A 24,237-nucleotide genomic window follows, 5' to 3' on the forward strand; every position below is an offset into this window, starting at 1 on the left:
GAACAGGATACGTTTGTTTTAGGTTATTTGTAACTTTTGAATACATTCATTTTATAAAGGATATATGCCGTTGGAAGTGGTGAAGCGGTCTAATTTTTATTAGAATAAAAATAGGAAGTCATTTCTAAGACGGGAATTACCTCCTTCGTCGGTGAGTCCCGTACGAACATGTTGAAGTTGAAAAAGTCCTCATTTCATGAGGCTTTTTTGTTTCGTCCACCTTCACCCAAGCTAGCTTGGCTCGGTTACCGGAAACAAAAAAGTCCCGACTATTGTCAGGACTTTTTCAACTATCTGTACTCGAGATGGGACTTGAACCCATACGGACTAATGTCCATTGGATTTTAAGTCCAACGTGTCTACCAATTCCACCACTCGAGCCTTTAGGCCGGCCTTTTTAAGTTTTAGTTGATTCCCGAAAGCCTTCGGGGCCAATACTTAAGGCGAACTTAAATAAAAAAACGCTGACAAGCAGCGTTTTGAGCGAAAAACGGGATTCGAACCCGCGACCTCCACCTTGGCAAGGTGATGCTCTACCAACTGAGCTATTTTCGCATTTTAAAGAACGTCACATCGTTTGTGATGCGGATGCAAATTTAATACAATTCTATAAAACGCAAAGAAAATTCTTTTTAAAATGTTCAAACTTGTTAAATCCTAGAAACAGGTGGGGTTATCACTCTTAAAATACCAAAACTGCTCGATTTTAAAAGTTATGTAGGTTTGTTTCTATTATACAAATTACTTAGGAAGTAGCTTTTTTGTTTTTGGTGAGCAATCGTTTAATTTCATTCAGTTTCATCAAAGCCTCGACCGGAGTAAGGGTGTTGATGTCCAAATGGATTATTTCCTCTTTTATCTGTTCCAGTAGGGGGTCGTCCAGATTAAAGAAACTCAATTGCATCTCATCTTGTACGGCATGCAGCTTATCGGTCAGCTCCTCACTGGAATGTGATTTTTCCAGTTTTTTAAGAAGTTTGTTCGCTTTGAGAATCACTTGTTGGGGCATGCCGGCCATTTTTGCCACATGGATTCCAAAACTATGTTCACTACCCCCTGGGGTAAGTTTGCGTAAGAAAAGGACCTTGTCTTTCATTTCCTTGACCGATACGTTGAAATTCTTTATGCGATCGAATGTAGAGGCCATTTCATTCAGTTCGTGATAGTGTGTGGCGAAAAGTGTTTTTGCACGGGCAGGATGCTCATGTAAATATTCCGATATGGCCCAAGCAATCGATATGCCGTCGTAAGTGCTCGTACCACGGCCAATTTCGTCTAAAAGGATAAGACTTCTCTCGGATAGGTTGTTTAAGATAGAAGCGGTTTCGTTCATTTCGACCATAAAGGTTGATTCGCCCATGGAAATATTGTCACTGGCGCCCACCCGGGTGAATATCTTGTCCACATAACCGATTTTCGCACTTTCCACCGGTACGAAACTACCCATTTGGGCCAACAACACGATTAAGGCCGTTTGCCTCAAAATGGCCGATTTACCACTCATATTGGGTCCTGTGATCATAATGATCTGTTGGTTGTCCCTATTGAGCACCACATCATTGGTGATATATGCTTCCCCGAGTGGTAATTGTTTTTCAATAACTGGGTGGCGACCCCCAATGATTTCCAATTCGGTAGAATCATTGAGTTGAGGCTCGTTATAATTATTGGTCTTGGCCAGTTGGGTAAAACCGCAGAGGCAGTCCAAAGTTGCTATTTGATAGGCATTGTTCTGTACAGGTATTATATATTCCTGCATCCAAACGACCAGTTGGGAGAACAATTGCTGTTCCAATTGCAAGATGCGTTCTTCGGCCCCAAGGATCTTTGCTTCGTATTCTTTAAGTTCTTCGGTTATATAACGCTCGGCATTGACCAAGGTCTGTTTGCGGATCCACTCTTCCGGTACTTTGTCTTTATGGGTGTTCCTGACCTCGATATAGTAACCGAAAACATTGTTCGATGCTATTTTCAATGAGGTTATACCGGTTCTCTCGGTCTCCCTTTCGAGCATTTTATCCAAATATTCCTTGCCGGAAAAGGCCAAACCACGAAGTTCATCGAGTTCTTCGGAATACCCTCGTGCAATGGCATTGCCCTTTAGTACGTTGACCGGGGCTTCCTCATTGACCATTTCCTTGATTTTATTGCGGAGCATATCACAGGAATGCAATTGGTCCCCAATGAGCTTAAGCGCCTCATTGTCACAATTGGCCGTAAGTTGTTTTATGGGTAGGATGGCTTCCAAGGAATTTTTAAGTTGGATGACCTCCTTCGGGTTTATTTTTCCCGTTGCCACTTTGGAGATCAAACGCTCCAGATCACCCATTTGCTTCAGGTGGTGCTGTAGTTTCTGAAATCCGGTTTCATCCTTGGTCAGATAAGAAATGACCTGATGGCGTCTTCTTATTTTTTCAATATTCTTTAAGGGTAGGGCCAACCAACGTTTCAACATTCTACCTCCCATCGGGGAAATCGTATGGTCTATAACTTCCAATAGGGTTACCGCATTGGTATTGGTAGAATGGTATAGTTCAAGGTTTTTGATGGTAAAACGGTCCATCCATATGTATTCTTCCTCGGCAATACGTTTTATGGTATTGATATGTTGTAGCTGTCTATGTTGTGTTTCCGACAGATAATGGAGTACTACGCCCGAAGCAATGATGCCATTGCTCAATTGGTCCACGCCGAAACCTTTTAAGGAATTGGTCTTAAAATGATTGGTGAGGGTTTCCAGCGCATAATCTTCCTGGAATAACCAATCTTCGGTAAAAAACGTATGGAACTGCTTGCCGAAAATGGATTGGAATTCGGTTTTATGGGCCTTGGATACCAAAATTTCATTGGGCTCCAGGTTTTGGAGTAATTTGTCTATTTGTTCCTCATTGCCTTCGGCGACTAAAAATTCGCCGGTAGATATATCCAAAAAGGAAACCCCTAATAATTTTCTCCCGAAATGTACGGCGCAAAGGAAATTGTTGGTTTTGGCATTTAAAATGTCATCGTTAAGGGCCACGCCAGGTGTGACCAATTCGGTAACCCCACGTTTTACAATGCTCTTGGTAAGTTTAGGGTCTTCCAGTTGGTCGCATATGGCCACCCGTTGACCGGCCTTTACCAATTTTGGAAGGTAGGTGTTCAAAGAATGGTGCGGAAAACCGGCAAGTTCGGTGCGGTCCCCTCCATTATTACGATGGGTGAGGATAATTCCTAAAATCTTTGAGGCCTTTACGGCATCTTCACCAAAGGTTTCATAAAAGTCACCCACGCGAAAGAGAAGTAAAGCATCAGGATATTTGGTCTTGATGGTGTTGTACTGCTGCATTAAAGGGGTGACCTTCTTTGTTTTCTTCTTGTCTGCCAAAAGTGGATTTATTAGTTATTTTTGTACCCGAACTATCAAAAGCGAAATGTACGGTTTTTGATAGGGTTTAAAAATGATTGTTGATATTTTCGGAAAAGTTTACAGGCCTTTTGCGTTTGTAATGAATAAGATCAAAGAGCTATGCGCAAGTTAAGGAATGAGGAATTGAACCGATTGGATGTTGAGGCTTTTAAGGAAGCGAAGAAAACCCCTTTGGTTATCATATTGGATAATATACGCAGTTTGAACAATATTGGCTCGGTGTTCAGGACCGCAGATGCCTTTTTGGTCGAGAAAATTTACCTCTGTGGCATCACCGCTACCCCTCCTCATAAAGATATTCGTAAAACCGCCTTGGGTGCCACCGAAAGTGTTTCTTGGGAGTACTGTGAAAGTACTTCGGAATTAGTATCCCGATTAAAGGATGGGGGATATCAGGTGCTTTCGGTTGAACAGGCTGAAAATGCCAAACTACTGAATGGATTTTCTGTAGATGAAAAGGCCAAATACGCACTTGTCTTCGGAAATGAGGTAAAGGGGGTTGGTCAAGAAGTGGTTGATATGAGTGATGACGTTCTGGAGATTCCGCAATATGGCACCAAGCATTCCTTGAATATATCGGTCAGCGCGGGAATCGTAATTTGGGATTTTTGGTCAAAAATCAATAAATAAAAAACCCTGATGGTTACACCAGGGTTTTTCGGATATGTAGTTTGAGTTAGTCAGCTGCTCGTTAAGCAGATGCTAATTAATGAAAACCTATGGTTTTACACAAGTAATATGTGAAATATTTCTTAAAATTTTAGGTCCAAGGCAAAATCTTGAATCTTGCTGATTATGGTTTCATAATCCTCCGAACGGGCCACGAAATCCAAATCCCCTACATCTATAATAAGGGTGTTCTGTTCCGGATAACTCTTGAAGAAATCAAAATAACCTTTGTTTATCTTATTCAGATAAGTAGCTTCAATGCTTTGTTCATAGGCTCTTCCGCGCTTCTTGATGTTTTCGAGGAGCCTTTCGGTAGATTGGTATAAGTAAACGTAGATTTTCGGTTTTTGTACTTCTTTGTACATAAGGTTGAAGAGTTTTCGGTAAAGTTCAAACTCATCATTCTGTAAAGTGACCTGTGCGAAAATCAGCGATTTATAAATATCATAATCGCTGACCATAAAACTTTTGAATAGGTCGAACTGCGAGGTATCATCGGTAAATTGTTGATAGCGATCCGCTAAAAATGACATTTCCAACGGAAAGGCATAACGCCCTTGGTCTTCATAGAATTTAGGTAAAAAAGGGTTGTCCGCGAAGCGTTCCAAAACTAACTTACCGTTGAAGTCTTCCGCAATCTTATGGGACAGTGTGGTTTTTCCTGCGCCTATATTACCTTCGATGGCCATAAAACTGAGGTTCGAGAATAACTCCTCTCTGGTTTTATAAAGCCTTTGTGTTGTTTTGTGAACACGACCTTTGTCTTTGCATTCCTGTATCAGGTTCCGGGTGTCCTTCCCAAGGATCGGATGGTAAAATTGGGGGGCGATATCGGCAAGGGGCAAAAGAACGAACTTTCGCTCTTGTAGCTTGGGGTGGGGAATGGTCAAAGTATCGGTCCTTACCCTTTCATTTCCATAGTATATAATATCGATATCGATGGTCCTGGATGCATATCCTTTTTCAGAATTACGCTTTCTGCCTAATTTTTTTTCAATGGAAAGTATTTTTTCCAGCAGTTCTTCAGGGGGTAAATGGGTTTCAATGGTGATACATGCATTTAGGAAATCATCTGCATCGAATCCCCATGATTCACTTTCGAAGACTTTGGAAATAGCAGGTACAGGGCCAATTTCGTTATGTATCTGAAATATGGCGTTTTGCAGGTTTTGAAGGCGGTTGCCAAGGTTACTGCCAATAGAAATGTAGGCCTTTTTACGTTCGTTCATAATATTAGGGCAAAGTAAACAAAACAATTTCACTTTGGTTATCTTTGGCTCCTAATAATAATACGTTTGAAATGAATTTTTTGAGAAATCTTTTAGCGGCCATTCTCGGGTGTCTGATCGCTTTCGGGATTATGTTCGTCATGTTTATCATGTTCGTGAGTCTTATTGGTGGTGCGGATGAAGGTGTTGTGGTCAAATCGAACTCTATTTTGGAGTTGCAATTGCAACAACCGGTAAATGACTATGTGGGGGAAAATGAGGCGGATCCGTTCGCTAGTTTTTTTGGGCAAGCACAGGGTTTGGACGAGGTTCTGCATGCAATTGAACTTGCCAAGACAGATAATGATATTAAAGGGATAAGTATCAATAATAATTTTCTGATGACCGGCCTGGCCCAGACACAGGAATTGCGCAAAGCCTTGAAAGATTTTAAGGAAAGTGGAAAGTTCATCTACAGTTTTGCGGATTATTATTTGCAAAAGGATTACTATTTGGCTACCGTGGCCGATTCCGTGTTTTTAAATCCGGTTGGAGGGATGGATTTTAAAGGACTTTCTTCCGAAGTACTTTTTTACAAAGATCTTCAAGAAAAAACAGGGGTTAAGATGGAGGTGATTCGTCACGGTAAATATAAAAGTGCCGTAGAACCTTTTTTGGCAAATGAAATGAGTGATGCCAACAGGACCCAGATCAAGGAGCTACTGAGTTCTTTATGGAATACCATGGTCGCCGATATTTCGGATGGAAGGAATATTAGTGAAGCCGATGTGAACGTCATTGCCGACACCTTAGGGGGAAGATCACCGAAATATGCAAAAGCTTCCGGATTGATAGATGATGTGCTTTTCTATGATCAGTATGTGGCAAAACTTCAATCCGCATTGTCCCTAAGTAAGGATGATGAGGTGAATATGGTCTCCGTAGTCGACTATGCCAAACGAGCCAACAAAAAATCAATATATAAGGGGGATGATAAGGTTGCCGTGATTTTTGCCCAAGGGGATATCTTATATGGTGAAGGAGGCCCGGATGTGATTGGACAGGGAATTATTACCGAAGCGTTGAAAAAAGCGGTTGATGACGATAAGGTGAAGGCTATAGTGTTGCGTGTTGATTCGCCCGGTGGGAGTGCTTTGACATCGGATATTATATGGCGCGAAATCGAGTTGGCCAAAGAAAGTAAGCCCATAGTGGTTTCAATGGGTAATGTTGCCGCTTCCGGTGGTTATTACATTGCAGCCGGAGCCAATAAGATATTTGCCGAACCAACAACGATAACAGGTTCTATCGGGGTTTTCGGAACCATTCCGAATATCAACGAATTGGCTGCTGATATAGGAATCAATGCGGAACAAGTGGGAACGAACAAAAATTCGGTCGATTACTCCGTTTTTGAACCTATGACCGATAACTTCAGGAATGTGGTACAACATGGTATCGAAGAGATTTATGAAACCTTCTTGGATCGTGTGGCAAAAGGTCGTAATATTACCGTTGCCCAAGCCGATAGTTTGGCCCAAGGACGTGTATGGAGCGGGACAGATGCCAAGAGATTGGGATTGGTAGATGAATTGGGAAATTTGGATGATGCCATTGCAGCTGCAGCGGAACTTGCAGAAATCAATACTTACGGAATCAAGAAGTATCCTAAATATAAATCCGGCTTTGAGCGGTTCATGGAAGATATGAGCGCAGCGAAATCAGAAATCGGAAAAAGTATCATAAAAGAGGAAATTGGGGAAGAGACCTATGGTATCCTTGAAGAAATGAAATCTGCTATGGAACAAAAAGGAATACAGGCGAGAATGCCTTTTGTTCTGGATATAAAATAATATATGGTCCCAAAGGATAAAAAACTTGCTTTTACCGTTTACCTCTATTTGGGCGCCATGTTCATTACCTCTTTGGTTGTGTCCAATTTGATTTTCCAAAAGTTTTTTTATTGGAAACCGTTTGGGGATGTCAGTATTTTTGGCGCCAACCTTTTTGAGATTTCAGTCGGTATTTTGCCCTATCCCATAACTTTTCTGATTACCGATCTTATTTCAGAGATTTATGGGAAGAAAAAGGCGAATCAGATTGTAACAGCTGGTATTTTCGCTTCTTTTTTTTCCATGGGAATCGTGCTTTTGGCCGACAATGTGCCAGCGGTAACATATTCTCCCGTAAACAATGAGGTTTTCAGCAGGGTGTTTGCGCTTTCACCCATTGCTGTTTTAGCATCTATGCTGGCTTATTTGTTTGCCCAATATGTTGATATCGCCATATACCATTTTTGGAAAAGGTTGACCAAGGGTAAACATTTGTGGCTGCGTAATAATTTCTCGACCTTTTTGTCGCAGTTCATTGATACGTTTACGGTGGTAGGTCTTTTATGCCTGTTCAAAGTATTGCCATGGGACATGTTCTATGGGTTGGTAATCAGCGGTTTTCTGTTCAAAGTTTTAATTGCATTTCTCGACACCCCTTTTCTGTATTTTTTCGTATATCTCTTACGAAAACGCTTTGGGTTGAAAATTGGGGAGGAAATTAATTTAGAAGCATAAAATAATCCCAGTATCCTTGAGTTATATTCCTAAACGAAAAGCTATTGTAATATGAAAAAGAAAATCCTGAAAATAGTAGGAGTTGTTGTGTTTCTATTTGTGGGCGTACTTATTGCGGCTCCCTTTATTCTAGAAGCAAAAATTGGTGACATACTAAAGAACAATGTCAATAATAATGTCAATGCCACATTGGATTTTTCGGAGGCCAAATTAAGTCTGATCAAGAGTTTTCCCAGTGCCGAGGTGTCGTTAAAAGGGGTTTCCTTTTTGAATAAAGCCCCATTTGAGGGTGATACGCTTTTCGCTGCCAAAGAGGTTGGTTTAAAAATGGGAATTGGCCAACTTTTCAAAAACGAAGGGGAAGCGATTGCCATTAAATCCTTAACGGTTGATGGTGCGTTTTTGAATATAAAGGTCAATGAAGAGGGTGAAGCCTCCTATGACGTAGGTAAATCGGAAGAAGGTGATGCTTCTGAGGGCGCTGCAACCGATGGGTTTACGTTAGACTTACAATCCTATGAAATTACCGATTCGAAAATAGTTTATGATGATTTGGTAGCAGGGATGACCTTGGTTTTGAGTAATCTGCAGCACAAAGGTTCTGGGGATTTGTCATTGGCCAAATCTGAATTTGATACAACCACGGAAGCATTGGTTTCGTTCTCTATGGATAGTACAAAATACCTCAATGACAACGCAATAAAGCTAGACGCCTTGATTGGGGTAGATCTTGAAGAAAACAAATATAGCTTCTTGAAAAATGAGGCGGTGGTAAATCAATTGCCATTGGTATTTGACGGTTTTGTAAAGATAAACGAAGATAATCAGGAGGTCGATATCAATTTCAATGCGCCTTCTTCAGATTTTAAAAATTTCCTCGCCCTGATTCCTGAGGCCTATTCAAAAGATATCGAGAATGTGACCACCACTGGGGAGTGTTCCGTTTCGGGGGAGTTTAAAGGAATTGTTGATGATGAGCATATTCCTACTTTTAAAATTGCCATTGCCTCGGATAATGCATCCTTCAAATACCCGGATTTACCCAAAACAGTGAAGAATATTCAATTGAACATAGCTTTGAACAATGCTACCGGTTTAACTAAGGATACCTATGTGGATATTAAAAAAGCCTCATTTACGATTGATGGGGATAAGTTCAATCTTACTTCGAAAATCACCGATCTGTTGGGGAATACCAAAGTTAATGCCCATTTAGATGGTATTATGGATCTTGCAAATATTTCCCAAGCTTATCCGCTACCTGATGGTATGGACTTATCAGGTAAATTAAATGCGGATGTAACTACGGCCTTTGACATGGCCTCTATTGAGAATGAACGATATGAGAACACAAAGACCTCTGGGAAAATGCAGCTTACAGGTTTTGAATATAGTTCCCCGGAACTTAAAAACCCGGTTAGGCTAAAGACCACGTCCATGACCTTTAATCCGTCCACCGTAACGTTGAATGAGTTAGACGGGACTACAGGGCAGACAGACTTCAAGGCAAAAGGGACCATAGACAACCTTTTGGGCTTTATGTTCAATGATGAAAAAGTAGAAGGTAAATTCGACCTGTCTTCCAATACTTTTGCGGTCAACGATTTCATGAGCAGTGAAGATGTCGTGGCGACGGATGAAAATCCGAATCCCGAAGAGCAGTTGAAAATTCCATCGTTTTTGGATTGTACGATAAATGCATCGGCAGCAACAGTGATTTATGATAACCTAACCTTAAAAGATGTCAAGGGTAATTTAAGGATCGTTGATGAAAAAGCGGTGCTTAGTAATATGACTTCTTCCCTTTTTAATGGGAAAGTGTCTTTTGACGGGGAGGTTTCCACAAAGAACGAAGCACCCACTTTTGCCATGAAATTGGGAATGGATCAATTGGGAATCGGTGAAAGTTTCAAATCTTTGGAATTGTTCAAGGTGCTGGCGCCGATTGCAAGCGCCATTCAAGGTAAATTGAATTCAGATATTTCGTTGTCAGGTAATTTGAACAATGATTTTACACCGGATTTAACGACGATTACGGGTAATATGTTGGCGGAATTGCTGTCTCCAGAGGTCAATACAAGTCAGGCCAAAGTACTTTCGGCCTTGGACAGTAAGTTTAATTTCATTGATATGGATAAGCTGGACCTTAAGGGTTTGAAAACCGCGCTTTCTTTTGAGAACGGAATCGTAAAAGTTAAACCGTTCACTATTGCTTATCAAGATATCGCCATTAATATCGATGGGAGCCATACGTTTGATAAAAAGTTGAACTATACCGCTACTTTGGATGTTCCTGCAAAATATTTGGGGAATGAGGTGAATTCACTCATCGCCAAAATCGATGATAAGGAATTGGATAATCTTACCATCCCGGTTACGGCTTCCATTGGGGGAAATTATACTAGTCCAGAGGTCAATACGGATTTAACCTCTGGTGTTAAAAGTTTAACGACGAAATTGATCGATATACAAAAACAGAAACTGCTCAACCAAGGAAAGGATAAAGCCAATGAGCTTATCGGCAATATATTGGGAGGTAACTCCAAGGAAACAGATTCTACCTCCACTTCCCAAGACGACACCAAAGAGGCTGTTAAAGGGGTTTTGGGTAATATTTTGGGAGGCAGTAAAACATCCCAAAAAGATCCCGTTGTGCAAGAGAGTGATACTACTACAACTACTCCGGCCAAAACTACCGTAAAGGAGGCAACCAAGAATATCTTGGGCGGCCTATTGAGTGGTAAAAAGAAAAAGGAAACTGAAGCGGAAAAGGATTCGGTTAACTAACACGTATCGAAACATAATACCCCTCACTGCTACGAACATTGAAAACGGTATTGTCCTCGAAAATAAGGTATTGCCCTTTTATGCCCTTTAATATCCCTTTATAGATAGGGGTCTTGGTAAGGTTTAGGCTTTTTACCTTTTCAGGATATTGTAGCACGGGAAACTCCATGTGGGTTTCTTGGTTATTATCGATAAAATAATCTACTGCTTCTTCAGGAATGTATTCCTTAAGTTTATTACGCCATGTGACCAGATCTTCATCGTCGACATTATTCGTAAGCATCTTGCGCCAATTGGTCTTGTCACCAATATGGTCTTTAAGGGCAACTTCGGTAATGCCGGCCAAATATCGGTTGGGTACTTCAACGATTTCAATGGCCTCATGGGCACCTTGGTCAATCCATCTTGTGGGTACTTGTGATTTTCTCGTTACCCCGACCTTTATGTTGCTAGAATTGGCCAAATAAACAATATGTGGCTGCAGTTGGGCCTTTTTTTCGTAATCAAGGTCACGATCCTCTTTGCCGAGGTGGGCCGTACTCAATTCGGGCCTCATGATCCAATCCCCGGCCGATGGCGTTTCAAAAAAGCAAGATTTACAAAAACCTTGTCTAAAAATGGGCAAGTCCTTTCCACAATTTAGACATTGGTATTTTATGAATTCTATTTGAACTTCTTTGTTCAGAAGTTGGTTCACATTTAAAAAATCGTCTTCAAAAAGCATGTAATATTGAATGGGGTTGCCCATTTCGGTCTGCATTTTTCGTAGTACTCCCTCGTATTGCATATTCGTGATTCTTATTCGGTATTCTATTTGAAAATGATAACTATATAGGTTATTTTTAACTTGTTAAAGATACCCAAAAATGCCCATACCTTTATTTAATTCCATAGCAAGCTGGTTGCTAAAGAAACGCTATCACCAGATAGAACTTTTTTTGAAGTATCCGGCCGAAGTGCAGGAAGAGGTGTTACATCAATTGCTCGAAATTGCCGAGGATACGGAAATAGGTAGAACCTATGATTTTGAGTCCATTACAAACTATCAAAGCTTTCGGGAACGTGTGCCTATCATTTCTTATGAGGAGTTAGAGCCAATGATTGAGCGAACAAGAAAGGGGGAACAAAATGTTTTTTGGCCAACCTCTATCAAATGGTTTGCCAAAAGTAGTGGTACCACAAATGCCAAAAGTAAATTTATCCCGGTAAGTTCCGAGGCGTTGGAAGACTGTCATTATAAATCTGGCAAGGATCTTTTGTGCCTGTATTTGAACAATAATGAGAATTCCCAGTTGTTCACAGGTAAGAGTCTTCGTTTGGGCGGCAGTAAGGAACTTTATAAGGATAACGATTCTTTCTTTGGGGATCTATCTGCTATCTTGATCGATAATATGCCGCTTTGGGCAGAGTTCAGCAGTACACCGAGTAACAAGGTGTCGCTCATGAGTGAATGGGAGAGTAAACTCAAGGCGATCATTCATGAAAGTACCCAAGAGAATGTTACCAGTTTGGCCGGTGTACCCTCTTGGATGTTGGTGCTGTTAAATAATGTACTTCAAGAATCAGGGAAAGATAATTTATTCCAAGTTTGGGAAAATCTGGAGGTTTATTTCCATGGGGGAGTAAGTTTTGTTCCTTATAAAGAACAATACCAGAATTTATTGCCACGTAAAAGTTTTAAGTATTACGAAATCTATAATGCTTCAGAAGGGTTTTTCGCTATTCAGGACAGAAATAATGCGGATGACCTTTTATTGATGCTCGATTATGGTATTTTTTATGAATTCATTCCGATGGATACCTATAAAACGAATGAACAAAAGGCCATTCCACTTTGGGAGGTGAAAGTGAATACGAATTATGCGATTATCATTACCACCAATTCCGGCTTATGGCGATATAAGATAGGGGATACGGTTCGTTTCACTTCTACTAGTCCGTATAGAATTCGTATTACCGGAAGAACCAAGCATTTTATCAATGTATTTGGGGAAGAGTTGATCATTGAGAATGCAGAAGAAGCCCTTAAGCAAATCTGTGCTAAAACAGGGGCTGAGATCAAGGATTATACGGTAGCGCCGATTTTTATGGTCGGTAAGGAAAAAGGAGCCCATGAATGGATAATTGAATTCAGGAAAGCACCTGATGACCTGAATTATTTTACCGAGGTTTTGGACAATGCACTGAAATCCCTCAATTCTGATTACGAAGCGAAAAGGTACAATAACATTACCTTGAAAATGCCTAAAGTGCATGCAGCTAGGGAAAATCTGTTCTATGATTGGCTTAAATCAAAAAACAAGTTGGGCGGGCAACATAAGATACCAAGATTGTCGAACAAAAGGGACTATATCGAGGAATTACTTCAGATAAACCAATAAATGTTGATTTTCGGAATTAAGGGGTGAAATTAGTAATTCAACTAACCTTTAATCAACATCATGGCAGAACGACTTGTTGTAATATCGGATACATGGGGTGCTAAAAAGGGCATATGGGCCAACTCTTATTTAGTTTACCTTCAGCAGTACTTTAACCTTACCTATTTAGATAGTCAACGTTTGGCGAAATTGGATTTGGATACGGATTCCGAAGAGACGATACATACTGCTTTTTTTAAGGGTGGTATTGATACTGCAGTTGGGGAATTGGTAAAATTGCAAAAGGGGCCTTGCCATTATTTGGCCTTTGGTATCGGCGCGACCATAGCGTGGAAGGCTGGTTTAAAAGGTTTACCGATGAAATCGTTATATGCCATATCCCCTAAACGGATACATCAGTTCAATAATGCCCCGAAAACACCTACAAGGTTGTTGTTCGGCGATTTAGATGCGGAATTACCTACAAATGATTGGTTTTCCGAAATGCACGGCATAAAGGAAGAAATCATCGAAAGTTATGGTCATAGGCTTTATGCCAATGATGCTGTCATAAAAAAGGTGTCGAAAGACCTCTTGTCACTGGTAACCCACAAAATCGAAAGTAAACCAAAAGTAAATGTAACCCGTATTAAGAAACCGCTTTTAGTTTCTTAATGGTTTCATAGGATAATTTATTTTCGGCATAAGGTTTGGAAACCTTGAATTCGGTTTCCCCGTTGCTGGGCATTTCGAACATTGCATCTGTAAAGATCGCTTCACATAAAGAACGAAGTCCCCTGGCCCCCAATTTATATTCAACTGCTTTTTTAACGATGTAATCCAAAGCCTGATCGGTTATTGTGAATGTGATGTCATCCATGGCAAATAACTTCTCATATTGTTTTATGATTGCATTTTTAGGCTCAGTTAATATGGCCCGCAATGCTTTTTCATCTAATGGGTTCATAAATGTCAATACCGGTAATCTTCCTATGATCTCGGGAATAAGTCCAAACTCTTTTAAATCCTTTGGAATAATATATTGAAGAATATTGTCCTCATCTATGTGCTCATCGGCTTTGGAGGCACTATAACCTACTGCTTGCATGTTCAAACGCTTGGTTATCGCCCTTTCTATCCCGTCAAACGCACCACCTGCAATGAAAAGTATATTTTCGGTGTTTACCTCGATGAACTTTTGGTCTGGGTGCTTTCTACCTCCTTTAGGTGGCACATTCACAACTGTTCCTTCCAATAATTTAAGAAGGCCTTGTTGCACACCTTCCCCGGAAACATCCCTGGTTATAGATGGATTATCGCTTTTTCTGGCGATTTTATCTATTTCATCGATGAATACGATTCCACGTTCAGCTTTCTCAAGATTATAATCGGCGGCCTGTAATAAACGCGTTAAGATGCTTTCCACGTCCTCCCCTACATAACCTGCCTCGGTAAGTACGGTAGCATCGACAATGGCCAAAGGTACATTGAGCATTTTTGCAATGGTTTTTGCCATAAGGGTCTTACCTGTGCCTGTTTGGCCCACCATGATAATGTTACTCTTTTGGATCTCAATATCATCTTCTTTGCTACTAGGCTGTAGTAATCTTTTGTAGTGGTTGTACACGGCAACCGACATTACTTTCTTAGTCTGTTCTTGCCCTATGATGAAAGTATCCAAAAAATTCTTGATCTCCATTGGTTTTTTCAGCACCAATTCTGAAGATAGGTCGTTGTTTTTGGCTTGATTTGACTCCTCGGCAACAATGCCGTGGGCTTGTTCGATACAGCGATCACATATATGTGCATCCAGACCGGCGATCAAAAGATTGGTCTCCGGTTTTTTCCTTCCACAAAAAGAACATTCTAAATTTTCTTTAGCCATAGTATAAGTTTTCTATCTAAAATAACGATAGAATTTTGATTTTGGTTTATCACCTATGAAACAGAGGTGATATTTGTTGAATTTGTCGGTATTACTCCTTGTCCCTTACTAGGATCTCATCGATCATGCCATATTTCATGGCCTCTTCTGCTTTCATCCAGTAATCCCTGTCACTATCTTCTTGTACTTTTTCCAAAGTTTGACCGGAATGCTTCGAGATAATCTCATAAAGTTCATCCTTTAATTTAAGGATTTCCCTTGCAGTTATTTCGATATCACTTGCCTGTCCTTGTGCACCGCCCATAGGTTGGTGGATCATAACACGTGAGTGGGTAAGGCCACTACGTTTTCCCTTTTCGCCGGCGCATAATAAAACCGCGCCCATCGAAGCCGCCATTCCTGTGCAGATCGTAGCTACATCGGGTTTAATGAATTGCATGGTGTCGTAGATGCCTAAACCGGCATAAACACTTCCGCCAGGGGAGTTAATATATATCTGAATGTCCTTGGAGGCATCTGCACTTTCCAAAAACAACAATTGGGCCTGTACGATGTTCGCAACTTGGTCGTTGATGCCCGTTCCTAGGAAAATTATCCTATCCATCATCAATCTTGAGAACACGTCCATGGCAATGGCGTTCAATTGCCTTTCCTCAATAATGTTTGGGGTCATGTTCATAGGGTACATGCTGCTCATGATCTTATCATAATACATGCTACTGATTCCCTGATGGTTTATCGCGTAATTTTTGAACTCTTTTCCGTAATCCATGTGGTTCTTCTTCAATATTTTAGATAAAAAAGGTGCCGAAAACAACGCTTCGGCACCGTAAAGATACTTATTTTAATGAGACATTTAAAGCAAAGGAATTTGCTTTTTGGCCCAAATTTTATCCGTAAACTTCTTTAACAAAGTTTTCGTAAGTAACTTCTTTAGTCTTTAAATTTACTTTTTCCTTATAAAGGGTAAGCAATTTTTGGCTCATCAATTGTTCAGAAAGTCTTTTGACCTCGTCTTGGTTACCCAAAACCCGGGCGGCTATATTATCCAATTCCTCTTCTTGAGGGTCCAATTGGCCAAATTGTGCCATTTGCGTTTTTATGAATCCTTTGGCGAACTCCTTAAGTTCGTCAAATTGGATTTGGATATCGTTGTCCTTAATGATTTTCCCTTCGATCAATTGGTAGCGCAATCCTTTTTCTGATTTCTCATATTCCTCACTTGCTTGGTCATCGGAAAGCGGTTGCTCCCCTGTTGTTTTGATCCACTTGGTCAAGAATTCAGATGGAAGGTCGAATTTTATGTTCTCTATGAAATATTCGGTAACATCATTCAATAATTTTTGGTCGGACTGTTGTTCAAACTGTTTTTCGGAATCTTCCTTGATACGGGCTTTCAGTTCTTCTTCCGATTTAATGGCGTCCTTACCGAAAAGTTTGTCAAATAATTCTTGGTCAAGTGCGGCAGCTTCCCTTTCATTGATTTCCTCAATGGTGAAAGCTACTTCAATATCCAAGTCTTTTGCTTTTTCCTGGGAAACACCCAAAACGCTTGAAAGTAGGTAATCTTCCTTGAAAAGTCCTTTAGTGGCAAGAACGACCTCATCACCTATTTTTTTACCGATCAAGGCTTTCAAAGCTGTTTTGCTTTTGACCTTGTCCAACTCTAAAGTGGTCTTGTTTTCGATTTCCTCTTCTTCGTTCTTAAATGTGCCGATTACCTCGTAGTCCTTGGCTATTTCGTTTTGGCTCACCAATTTACCGTATTGTTTTTGAATACGCTCAACTTGTTCGTTGATCATTTTATCGTCTGCGACGATTTTATATTGCGTCAAGGCTTTTTTGGTCTTCAAGGGAACTTCGAAAGATGGGGCAAGGCCTAATTCAAATTCAAAATCCAATTGGTCATTGTCCCAATCAAAATTATCCTGTTGTTTAGGTAGTGGATTTCCCAATACGTCCAATTTTTCCTCGGTAAGGTATTTGTTGAGGTTGTCTTGAAGTAGTTTGTTGACCTCATCGACCAAAACCGCTTTGCCATATTGTTTTTTGATCATGCCCATAGGAACATGGCCTTTTCTGAAACCAGGGATGTTCGCCTGTTTTCTATAATCATTAAGGATGCTTTCTACCTTATCTTGATAGTCTTCCTTGGTAATGGCAACTTTTACAACTGCGTTTAAATCGTCAATTTGCTCTTTCGTGATGTTCATTTGCGTATCTTAATTTTGCATACATCCTTCTTCATGTTCGCTTGGGCAAACCGGAAGAAAGGGGTTATTTTTTCATGTTCTCCCATATATTGAATAATGAGAGGCCTTCCTTGCATTTCAGTCCATTTTATTTAAATGGCATGCAAAAGTAGTACATTTTGTATACCCGAGCAAGTTTTTAAGTTGCTGTATTCCAAACTATAAATGGTTTTATTCAGTCTTCTTTCAATAATGAAAATAGTATCGATTGTAAAAAAGAAAGTAGAAGGCTGAATAAAAGGGCCCACCAAATACTGTCCACGGAAAACCCGGTAATCAGATTATCAGCCAATAATATAATGATCGCATTGATGATCAATAAGAAAAGTCCTAAGGTCAGGATGGTCACGGGAAGGGTCAATATCACTAGAATCGGTTTAACGATAAAGTTCAATAAACTCAGGACTATGGCAACGATGATGGCAGTTGTGTAGGTGTCTACACCGACACCTGGCAATATTTTGGAGAGTACGACCACTGCCAAGGCACTAAGAAGAATTCGTAAGATAAGTTTCATAGATGAAATGTTTATAAATTGAAAAAGGTATCGGGGTTTCCCGATACCTTTAAAAGTAAAAAGATATTTTCTATTAATTAATATAAAGTCCTTTATAATCCAAAGGATTTACGCCGGGTAAATCGGAACCGTACTTTGTGTTGATCGCATCTATGAATAGAAGTGCCAATAGGGAATAGCCTCTTGGTGACGGGTGTACACCATCAAGGGAGAATCCCCCCCCTGTTGCATAGGTAGCGGTTAATGTACTACCGTCCGGTAATTGGATTCCTTCATTTGCAACGGTAGTTAAAAAGGATGCAACATCAACAAAGGCGAGGTCATATTGGTTGGCCAAGGCTTCGATGGTTTGGTTATAAGCTGCATGTGCGGTAGCTACGGGCTCTTGCTCTGCTGGGGTAAGTACCCATTTGTCTTCTAAAGGATACGTAATTCCGTTAACGGCCAACTGTCCTGCATTGGCAGCTGGTAAGCCTAAATTTTGTAGCGTGGCAAAGGCTTCCTCGTTCAATTGGGCAATTACCGCTTGGCTAGGGAACACGATCAAGTCGTCTTCATTCGCCATACGTGCTTGACCATAAAGGTAACCGTATATTCCGGCAGTACCGGCGTCAAGGCCACCACCGACCAAAACCTGTGTTATTTGGGCAGATAAATCCATTAAGGAATCATCTTTTATAACTAGTGAGCTAGCGCTGGTAGTTGAGAATTCGATTGCCCTCTCGGGAACACCTAAATATTCAAATACCCCGTTCAATTGTGCGAAGGTTGCGTTTAGCGTAGGAATTTGTGGTCCAAAATCAGGATTCGTAGGGTCTAAAGGGTTGTGTGGAACTGTTGTGAAATAAGGTATGGTGGTAATATCCGGAATGTTTGCAACCACCCCGTCAGCACCATTTGCTGTTAATGCCTGTAAAAGTCCGTCATAGACACTCGCGAAAACGTTAGGGTCGGTTATATCTGAGCTTCCGTAAGTAGATGGATCTAAATTATCTTTTTGGTCAACGCCCACGCCACCGCCCGTAGCGTAACTTAATATGTCATTGTTTCCTATCCATAGGGAAAAGAACGTAGGGTTTTGTGCAACGGCGTCACCGATCACCGTGGCGGTGGCGCTTGATGCGAATCTTGCAAAATACGGATTGGCCAACCCATCGGCTACCCCGGCGACATTACCATAACCAGGAGCGCCTAAATGATAGCTTTTCGCCCCGGGAACCCCCATGTTGTTAAAGGTTCCTGAAAGTGTATTCGTTATTTCCGTGGATCCCGAACCTTCTACAGGTGTAGGGGTCGGTGAGCCTGAAGCAAAGGATAATACCAATCTGTTTCCTAAAATCGGTGTGCCACCCAAAGAGGCGCCACCAAGATTGTCTGACATGAATGGAATATTGAAGTCGCCACCACCTACCAAAGCAAAATTCGATGCTAACATGGCAGGAAGGGAGTTGGTTTGACCGTCTACAAAAAGTGCGGCATCGGAATAGCCGGCAGTAAGTGAATTACCAACGGCAACATAATTTGAAAAATCGGCAGAACCACTGGTGTAAGTTATGGGGGTGCTATCTGTTGGCGTGGTCTCTACTGCAGGGTCATCATCACTACAGGAGACAAATAATAAGGCACAGATCGCCAGTGTTGAAAGGAACTTTTTCATTGCGTTGTTTGAGTTAATTAGTTAAACTGGATAAATCCAAATTTAATTAAAATTATCACATTCGCAATAAATGGAGCAAAAAAATTATGCACGCATAATAAAAGATGGTATTTATTATGATTTTATGAAGTCAATCGTTTTATTGAAAAACTGAACGGGATTTTCTGCATGTAACCAGTGTCCTGCTTTGTCGATGGTCTCAATTCTGGCGTTAGGAAAATGCCTTAGGATAACCTCGTTGTCCGAAGGGCTTATATACTCTGATTTTTCTCCGCGCAAAAAGAGGGTAGGGCCTGTATTTTGGTCTGTGGCACTAAGATTTTCGCCAATTTCCTCCATTTTATTGCTTAAAACCTTCAGGTTGAACCGAAATGCGAGTTTTCCTTTCTCGATCCAATAAAGATTTTTAAGTAAAAATTGGCGTATGCCTATTTCTGGTATGTATTTGCTCAATTCTGAATCGGCCTGTCCCCTTGATTTTATCTGGTCGAAATCCAATTGGTTCAGCCCGTCGATGATGAACTGGTGGTGCGGGGGGTAATATTTTGGGGCGATATCGGCCACTATCAATTTGCTGAGTAAATTCGGGTAGCTCATTGCAAACTGCATCGCTGTCTTTCCACCCATGGAATGTCCTATTATAATGACATCTTCCAAATCGTGGGCTTCGATATAGGTTTTTAGGTCTTCGGCAAGAATGTCATAGTTGAATTCTTCTGAATGGAAGCTTCTGCCATGGTTACGCTGGTCTATCAAATGAACTTGAAGTCCCTCTTTAGCGTATTGGGAGCCAAGGGTTTTCCAGTTATCCGACATTCCTAAAAAACCATGTAGGATCAAAAGGGGTTGCCCTGTTCCTAAAATATTGGAATGTAATATCGGATTCATCGTAGTTTGTTCAAATACATGTTCACAACATTTTCCAATCCTAGGTAGAGCGATTCACAGATCAATGCATGCCCTATGGATACTTCCAACAAATTTGGTATGTTCTCTTTAAAATGTTTTATGTTCTCTAAACTCAGGTCATGGCCGGCATTTATGCCTAAATCCGATTTGGTGGCCGCCTCTGCAGCCTTGATAAACGGTAAAATTCCATTTGTTTGCCCTTTGGAAAAAGCTTCCGCGTAGCTTTCCGTGTAAAGTTCAATGCGGTCTGTTCCTGTTTCCGCGGCCCCTTCTACCATTTTGATGTCGGCATCAACGAAAATCGATGTTCGTATCCCGTTTTGTTTAAAGGTCGCGATCACCTCCTTTAAAAAAGTTTTGTGGGTAATGGTATCCCATCCTGCATTGGAGGTAATGGCGTCAATGGAGTCGGGTACCAAGGTTACTTGTGTTGGTTGTACCTCTAGAACAAGATCAATGAATTTTTGTATCGGGTTACCTTCAATATTGAACTCAGTCGTGACCGCACTTTTTAAATCCCGTGCATCCTGGTAACGAATGTGTCTTTCGTCAGGTCTAGGGTGTATGGTTATTCCTTGGGCACCAAAAGATTCAATATCCTTGGCGACTTTTAGTACGTCGGGTACATTGCCTCCTCTTGAATTTCTCAAGGTGGCTATTTTGTTGATATTTACACTAAGCTTCGTCATGGGAAAATATAACATATGTTAAAAGGCAAAAATACAAAATAGGCATGCCTTTTGATATATTTAATTAGTATTTTGCGTTTTATTTAAAGCTATGCAGATTCAAACACACATTATAACATCAATACCTGTTTTTGAGGTCGATGAACCTTTAGAGGGTTTGGTCCAGTTCTTTGTTGAAAACACCTATTCCCATGTTGCCATTGTGCATGAGAAAAGGTTTATAGGGGTGTTCAATGAAAATGATTTGGAAAGTTTTGATGTGGGCCGTAAAATTGAGGATTTCAAATACAGCCTGGAGTCGTTTTTTGTTCGAAAGGATACCAGTTGGTTCGATGTGCTAGAGACCTTTGCCCGAAACGAGGCTAATTTGGTTCCTGTCTTGGGTGCCGAAGATGAGATCCTGGGCTACTATGATATAACCGATATCGTGAGTGTTTTTATAGAAATGCCATTTTTTACAGAACCGGGCGGTATATTGGTCGTTAGTAAAGAACTGAAAGATTATTCCTTTAGTGAGATCGTGCAGATCGTTGAAAGTAACAATAGTAAGTTCATAGGTGGTTTTATATCCGAAATGAACAATGAAGAGGTTCAGATTACGATTAAGATAAGCGGTGAATCAATGAACGAGGTTCTACAGACGTTCAGGCGTTATAATTATAGTGTGTTGTTCGGGAATGTAGATGATCAGTTTATAGATGATCTGAAACAAAGGTCGGACTATTTGAATAAGTATTTGAATGTGTAAAAGACAATCTGTTAATTTGGTTGTTTGTGAAATCGCTAATCCATGAGGGTTTAATGAAAAGAATATATCAGGTAAGATGGATTTCGTTTTTCTCATCAGTAGTGTTGGCTATTGAAAATCCATTAAACGAAAATACATGAAAGTTGCCATATACGGACAGGTGTACCAGGACAATGCCCTGGAATATGTAGAAGAACTTTTGGATGAGCTCAAAAAGCAATCGGCAACAGTGGTCATTGAAAAGCAATTTAAACATCATTTGTCCAAAAGATTGAATGTGGAAGCCTACGGGGTTTTTTCTGAAACCGCAGGGTTGGACAGTTCTTTTGACATGTTCGTCAGTTTTGGGGGCGATGGTACCATTCTTAGGGCAACGACCTTTGTGCGTGATTTAGGAATACCTATAGTTGGTGTGAATACGGGAAGGCTGGGATTTCTTTCCACATTCAAAAAGGAAGATGTGCGCAAAGTGGTACAAGCATTTTTGCAAGGGGAATATTCGATTGTCGAAAGAAGTTTGATAGAAGTCAATGAAGGGGTACAATATGATGAAATCGGTGATCTTAACTTTGCTTTGAACGAGATTGCCGTAAGTAGAAAGGATACCACCTCCATGATCACGATAGAAACCCATCTCAATGGGGAGTATTTAACATCGTACTGGGCAGATGGTTTAATTGTTTCCACTCCCACTGGTTCTACGGGCTATTCACTGAGTTGTGGCGGTCCGGTAATCGTTCCTACGGCAAAATCCTTGGTATTGACACCAATAGCACCGCACAATTTAAATGCCAGACCTTTGGTGATTTCAGATGACACCGTGATTCGTTTGAAGGTTTCCGGTAGGGAAGATCAGCATCTGGTTTCTTTGGATTCTCGAATCGCAACAGTGGCCAATGGAACCGATATAGAAATAAGAAAGTCGGACTTCACCATAAATATGATAGAATATACTTCCGAGAGTTTTTTGAAAACACTTCGTAATAAATTATTGTGGGGGGAGGATAAGCGCAATTAGGGCCTTGAAAACAATATTTATGGTCAAATGTTGTTTAACATGTGGTGACATGGGTGTAAAATATAAAGGTATATATCCATTTTTGAAGGTTAATTTGCAAACGTTGTAGAATTTATGAAGAATTATTTTTTTTCGATTCTTTTTTTACTTGGTGCTTCGCTGAGTGCACAGACTTATGAAATTGGGGCTTTTCTCGGTGGGGCCAATAATATTGGTGATGTGGGTAGGACCAACTTCATTTCACCTTCCGACATAGCCGTGGGTGGTTTGTTCAAATGGAATAAAAGTAGGCGATATGCTTGGCGTGCTAGTTTAATTTATGGTAAATTTACGGCCGATGATTCAAAGTCGAACCTGACCGATAGGCAGCAGAGGGGTTATGTGGTAAACAATTCCATTTTTGAGGCTTCGGCAGGTTTGGAATTCAATTTTGTGGAGTACAACCTTCACAAGTTAGGGCCGGCGTTTACGCCATACCTGTATACGGGATTCACCTATTTCAGGTATGACTATGATTACATAGATGCAGGTCAGCAATTGAGCCTTGATCAAAAAGATGGCTCTTTGGCCATTCCTATGATCGTAGGTCTTAAAATGAGGTTGAATCAGTTCTTGGTTATTGGGGCAGAAGTAGGGGCCAGATATACCTTTACGGATAACTTGGATGCCAATAACCCTGAAAAGTCGAATGTGAATCAACAATTGGATGTTGATTTTGGTAATATTTTTAGTGACGATTGGTACGTTTTTTCCGGGGTAACCTTAACATATACCTTTGGTAGAAAGCCATGTTCCGATTGTTTTGAGTAAAACTGACATGAATACAATCGAAGAAATCGACGATCGGAAAAAACCTAGGCATATAGCTATTATAATGGATGGTAATGGTCGTTGGGCCAAAGAAAAAGGCCGGCTTAGGGTTTTTGGTCATGAGAATGGCGTTACTACAGTCAGGAGAACCGTCGAAAGTTGTGTTAAGTTCGGGATCGATTATCTTACCCTTTATACCTTTTCAACCGAAAATTGGAATCGACCTAAATATGAAATTGATACCTTGATGAGGCTTTTGGTTTCTTCCCTTAAAAAGGAGCTTAAGACTTTTAATAAAAACAACGTGCGTTTCAATACCATAGGGGATATTAAGGCATTGCCCAAAAATGCCTACGAAGAACTTTTGGAGGTAATGGAAAAAACCAAGGAAAATACAGGTATGACCCTGACTTTGGCACTAAGTTATGGGGCTCGGGACGAAATGTTGAACGCTGTTAAACAGATTGCTGTCAAAGTTAAAAATAATATAATTTCTCCTGAAAATATTGACGAAACCATTATTAATAACCATCTTTACACGCACAATTTACCTGACGTGGACTTGCTAATCCGAACCAGTGGAGAACACCGGATAAGCAATTTTTTATTATGGCAAATTGCATATGCAGAATTATATTTCATTGATGTCTATTGGCCCGATTTTAAGGAACAACATTTGATTGAGGCCATTATAGATTACCAGAACAGAGAACGAAGATTTGGAAAAACTAGCGAACAACTCAACTAGCGAT

20 protein-coding genes and 2 tRNA genes are annotated in these 24,237 nt (G+C 40.6%); 10 read left to right on the top strand and 12 right to left on the bottom strand.

Features of this window, described 5'->3' with window-relative positions:
- Nucleotides 1-297: 297 nt before the first annotated feature.
- The 3 genes from R3X28_RS15085 to mutS all read right to left on the bottom strand — a co-directional run bounded on the left by R3X28_RS15085 (nucleotide 298) and on the right by mutS (nucleotide 3,328).
- Nucleotides 298-381, bottom strand: a tRNA-Leu gene (locus R3X28_RS15085).
- Between the two features lie 101 nt (nucleotides 382-482).
- Nucleotides 483-555 (bottom strand) — tRNA-Gly (locus tag R3X28_RS15090).
- A 190-nt stretch (nucleotides 556-745) separates the two neighbouring features.
- Nucleotides 746-3,328: a DNA mismatch repair protein MutS gene (gene mutS / locus R3X28_RS15095; protein WP_317665606.1), complete on the bottom strand. Its 2,583-nt coding sequence runs from the start codon at nucleotides 3,326-3,328 to the stop codon at nucleotides 746-748.
- 180 nt (nucleotides 3,329-3,508) lie between these two features.
- Here mutS and R3X28_RS15100 point away from each other — a divergent pair, with 180 nt between their 5' ends.
- Nucleotides 3,509-4,039, top strand: coding sequence for an RNA methyltransferase (locus R3X28_RS15100; protein WP_317665410.1), 531 nt, complete (start codon nucleotides 3,509-3,511; stop codon nucleotides 4,037-4,039).
- Nucleotides 4,040-4,161: 122 nt separating this feature from the next.
- Here the strand turns inward: R3X28_RS15100 and folK are convergent, their stop codons facing one another.
- Nucleotides 4,162-5,307, bottom strand: coding sequence for a 2-amino-4-hydroxy-6-hydroxymethyldihydropteridine diphosphokinase (folK, locus tag R3X28_RS15105; protein WP_317665412.1), 1,146 nt, complete (start codon nucleotides 5,305-5,307; stop codon nucleotides 4,162-4,164).
- 71 nt (nucleotides 5,308-5,378) lie between these two features.
- On the opposite strand from folK, the gene sppA reads away from it, so the two are divergent.
- From sppA to R3X28_RS15120, 3 genes are read left to right on the top strand one after another with little or no spacing between them, the layout of a single operon-like run.
- A complete protein-coding gene (gene sppA / locus R3X28_RS15110; RefSeq protein WP_317665414.1) occupies nucleotides 5,379-7,139 on the top strand; it encodes a signal peptide peptidase SppA in 1,761 nt (586 codons plus the stop codon).
- A gap of 3 nt (nucleotides 7,140-7,142) precedes the next feature.
- The gene (locus R3X28_RS15115) at nucleotides 7,143-7,853 is read left to right on the top strand and encodes a queuosine precursor transporter (RefSeq protein WP_317665416.1); all 711 of its coding nucleotides are present in this window, start codon (nucleotides 7,143-7,145) and stop codon (nucleotides 7,851-7,853) included.
- 51 nt (nucleotides 7,854-7,904) lie between these two features.
- Nucleotides 7,905-10,640, top strand: coding sequence for an AsmA-like C-terminal region-containing protein (locus R3X28_RS15120; protein ID WP_317665418.1), 2,736 nt, complete (start codon nucleotides 7,905-7,907; stop codon nucleotides 10,638-10,640).
- Here R3X28_RS15120 and R3X28_RS15125 read toward each other — a convergent pair.
- Nucleotides 10,633-11,427 (bottom strand): DUF2797 domain-containing protein, encoded by a 795-nt coding sequence (locus tag R3X28_RS15125; protein WP_317665420.1) that lies wholly within the window; start codon nucleotides 11,425-11,427, stop codon nucleotides 10,633-10,635. The two genes, R3X28_RS15120 and R3X28_RS15125, sit on opposite strands and share 8 nt — an antisense overlap.
- A gap of 79 nt (nucleotides 11,428-11,506) precedes the next feature.
- Here R3X28_RS15125 and R3X28_RS15130 point away from each other — a divergent pair, with 79 nt between their 5' ends.
- Both R3X28_RS15130 and R3X28_RS15135 read left to right on the top strand, forming a co-directional pair.
- Nucleotides 11,507-13,021 (top strand): GH3 auxin-responsive promoter family protein, encoded by a 1,515-nt coding sequence (locus R3X28_RS15130; protein ID WP_282054657.1) that lies wholly within the window; start codon nucleotides 11,507-11,509, stop codon nucleotides 13,019-13,021.
- A gap of 60 nt (nucleotides 13,022-13,081) precedes the next feature.
- Nucleotides 13,082-13,675 (top strand): hypothetical protein, encoded by a 594-nt coding sequence (locus tag R3X28_RS15135; RefSeq protein WP_317665423.1) that lies wholly within the window; start codon nucleotides 13,082-13,084, stop codon nucleotides 13,673-13,675.
- Here R3X28_RS15135 and clpX read toward each other — a convergent pair.
- The 7 genes from clpX to R3X28_RS15170 all read right to left on the bottom strand — a co-directional run bounded on the left by clpX (nucleotide 13,650) and on the right by R3X28_RS15170 (nucleotide 20,909).
- Nucleotides 13,650-14,885 carry an ATP-dependent Clp protease ATP-binding subunit ClpX gene (gene clpX, locus R3X28_RS15140; RefSeq protein WP_154363988.1) on the bottom strand — a complete coding sequence of 412 codons (1,236 nt, stop codon included), beginning with the start codon at nucleotides 14,883-14,885 and terminating at the stop codon, nucleotides 13,650-13,652. The genes R3X28_RS15135 and clpX overlap by 26 nt on opposite strands.
- Nucleotides 14,886-14,976: 91 nt before the next feature.
- Nucleotides 14,977-15,657, bottom strand: a complete 681-nt coding sequence (gene clpP, locus R3X28_RS15145) for an ATP-dependent Clp endopeptidase proteolytic subunit ClpP (protein ID WP_154364727.1) — start codon at nucleotides 15,655-15,657, stop codon at nucleotides 14,977-14,979.
- A 118-nt stretch (nucleotides 15,658-15,775) separates the two neighbouring features.
- A complete protein-coding gene (gene tig, locus R3X28_RS15150) occupies nucleotides 15,776-17,098 on the bottom strand; it encodes a trigger factor (protein ID WP_154363986.1) in 1,323 nt (440 codons plus the stop codon).
- Between the two features lie 214 nt (nucleotides 17,099-17,312).
- Nucleotides 17,313-17,654: a phage holin family protein gene (locus tag R3X28_RS15155; protein WP_282054654.1), complete on the bottom strand. Its 342-nt coding sequence runs from the start codon at nucleotides 17,652-17,654 to the stop codon at nucleotides 17,313-17,315.
- Between the two features lie 73 nt (nucleotides 17,655-17,727).
- Complete coding sequence (locus R3X28_RS15160; RefSeq protein WP_317665427.1) at nucleotides 17,728-19,311, bottom strand: G-D-S-L family lipolytic protein; 1,584 nt, start codon at nucleotides 19,309-19,311, stop codon at nucleotides 17,728-17,730.
- 114 nt (nucleotides 19,312-19,425) lie between these two features.
- Nucleotides 19,426-20,199 carry an alpha/beta fold hydrolase gene (locus R3X28_RS15165; protein WP_317665429.1) on the bottom strand — a complete coding sequence of 258 codons (774 nt, stop codon included), beginning with the start codon at nucleotides 20,197-20,199 and terminating at the stop codon, nucleotides 19,426-19,428.
- Nucleotides 20,196-20,909, bottom strand: coding sequence for a pyridoxine 5'-phosphate synthase (locus R3X28_RS15170; protein ID WP_317665431.1), 714 nt, complete (start codon nucleotides 20,907-20,909; stop codon nucleotides 20,196-20,198). The genes R3X28_RS15165 and R3X28_RS15170 overlap by 4 nt, the downstream gene beginning before the upstream one ends.
- 91 nt (nucleotides 20,910-21,000) lie before the next feature.
- Here R3X28_RS15170 and R3X28_RS15175 point away from each other — a divergent pair, with 91 nt between their 5' ends.
- The 4 genes from R3X28_RS15175 to R3X28_RS15190 all read left to right on the top strand — a co-directional run bounded on the left by R3X28_RS15175 (nucleotide 21,001) and on the right by R3X28_RS15190 (nucleotide 24,233).
- The gene (locus R3X28_RS15175) at nucleotides 21,001-21,657 is read left to right on the top strand and encodes a CBS domain-containing protein (protein ID WP_154363970.1); all 657 of its coding nucleotides are present in this window, start codon (nucleotides 21,001-21,003) and stop codon (nucleotides 21,655-21,657) included.
- Between the two features lie 136 nt (nucleotides 21,658-21,793).
- A complete protein-coding gene (locus R3X28_RS15180; protein ID WP_154363968.1) occupies nucleotides 21,794-22,675 on the top strand; it encodes an NAD kinase in 882 nt (293 codons plus the stop codon).
- 114 nt (nucleotides 22,676-22,789) lie between these two features.
- Nucleotides 22,790-23,485 carry a DUF6089 family protein gene (locus R3X28_RS15185; RefSeq protein WP_154363966.1) on the top strand — a complete coding sequence of 232 codons (696 nt, stop codon included), beginning with the start codon at nucleotides 22,790-22,792 and terminating at the stop codon, nucleotides 23,483-23,485.
- Nucleotides 23,486-23,492: 7 nt separating this feature from the next.
- Entirely contained in the window at nucleotides 23,493-24,233 is a 741-nt protein-coding gene (locus tag R3X28_RS15190; protein ID WP_154363964.1) for an isoprenyl transferase, read from the top strand.
- Nucleotides 24,234-24,237 lie beyond the last annotated feature (4 nt).

The organism is Maribacter sp. TH_r10, assembly GCF_033101095.1.
Taxonomy (GTDB): Bacteria; Bacteroidota; Bacteroidia; order Flavobacteriales; family Flavobacteriaceae; genus Maribacter_A; species Maribacter_A luteus.

Excerpts from the sequence above, each read along its gene's own strand:
- tig (WP_154363986.1), bottom strand. The coding sequence starts at position 17,098 with ATGAACATCACGAAAGAGCAAATTGACGATTTAAACGCAGTTGTAAAA.
- R3X28_RS15185 (WP_154363966.1), top strand. The coding sequence starts at position 22,790 with ATGAAGAATTATTTTTTTTCGATTCTTTTTTTACTTGGTGCTTCGCTG.
- R3X28_RS15135 (WP_317665423.1), top strand. The coding sequence starts at position 13,082 with ATGGCAGAACGACTTGTTGTAATATCGGATACATGGGGTGCTAAAAAG.
- R3X28_RS15165 (WP_317665429.1), bottom strand. The coding sequence starts at position 20,199 with ATGAATCCGATATTACATTCCAATATTTTAGGAACAGGGCAACCCCTT.
- R3X28_RS15125 (WP_317665420.1), bottom strand. The coding sequence starts at position 11,427 with ATGCAATACGAGGGAGTACTACGAAAAATGCAGACCGAAATGGGCAAC.
- mutS (WP_317665606.1), bottom strand. The coding sequence starts at position 3,328 with ATGCAGCAGTACAACACCATCAAGACCAAATATCCTGATGCTTTACTT.
- R3X28_RS15130 (WP_282054657.1), top strand. The coding sequence starts at position 11,507 with ATGCCCATACCTTTATTTAATTCCATAGCAAGCTGGTTGCTAAAGAAA.
- R3X28_RS15190 (WP_154363964.1), top strand. The coding sequence starts at position 23,493 with ATGAATACAATCGAAGAAATCGACGATCGGAAAAAACCTAGGCATATA.
- R3X28_RS15170 (WP_317665431.1), bottom strand. The coding sequence starts at position 20,909 with ATGACGAAGCTTAGTGTAAATATCAACAAAATAGCCACCTTGAGAAAT.
- clpX (WP_154363988.1), bottom strand. The coding sequence starts at position 14,885 with ATGGCTAAAGAAAATTTAGAATGTTCTTTTTGTGGAAGGAAAAAACCG.
- R3X28_RS15160 (WP_317665427.1), bottom strand. The coding sequence starts at position 19,311 with ATGAAAAAGTTCCTTTCAACACTGGCGATCTGTGCCTTATTATTTGTC.
- R3X28_RS15180 (WP_154363968.1), top strand. The coding sequence starts at position 21,794 with ATGAAAGTTGCCATATACGGACAGGTGTACCAGGACAATGCCCTGGAA.
- R3X28_RS15100 (WP_317665410.1), top strand. The coding sequence starts at position 3,509 with ATGCGCAAGTTAAGGAATGAGGAATTGAACCGATTGGATGTTGAGGCT.
- R3X28_RS15115 (WP_317665416.1), top strand. The coding sequence starts at position 7,143 with ATGGTCCCAAAGGATAAAAAACTTGCTTTTACCGTTTACCTCTATTTG.
- sppA (WP_317665414.1), top strand. The coding sequence starts at position 5,379 with ATGAATTTTTTGAGAAATCTTTTAGCGGCCATTCTCGGGTGTCTGATC.
- R3X28_RS15155 (WP_282054654.1), bottom strand. The coding sequence starts at position 17,654 with ATGAAACTTATCTTACGAATTCTTCTTAGTGCCTTGGCAGTGGTCGTA.
- folK (WP_317665412.1), bottom strand. The coding sequence starts at position 5,307 with ATGAACGAACGTAAAAAGGCCTACATTTCTATTGGCAGTAACCTTGGC.
- clpP (WP_154364727.1), bottom strand. The coding sequence starts at position 15,657 with ATGGATTACGGAAAAGAGTTCAAAAATTACGCGATAAACCATCAGGGA.
- R3X28_RS15175 (WP_154363970.1), top strand. The coding sequence starts at position 21,001 with ATGCAGATTCAAACACACATTATAACATCAATACCTGTTTTTGAGGTC.
- R3X28_RS15120 (WP_317665418.1), top strand. The coding sequence starts at position 7,905 with ATGAAAAAGAAAATCCTGAAAATAGTAGGAGTTGTTGTGTTTCTATTT.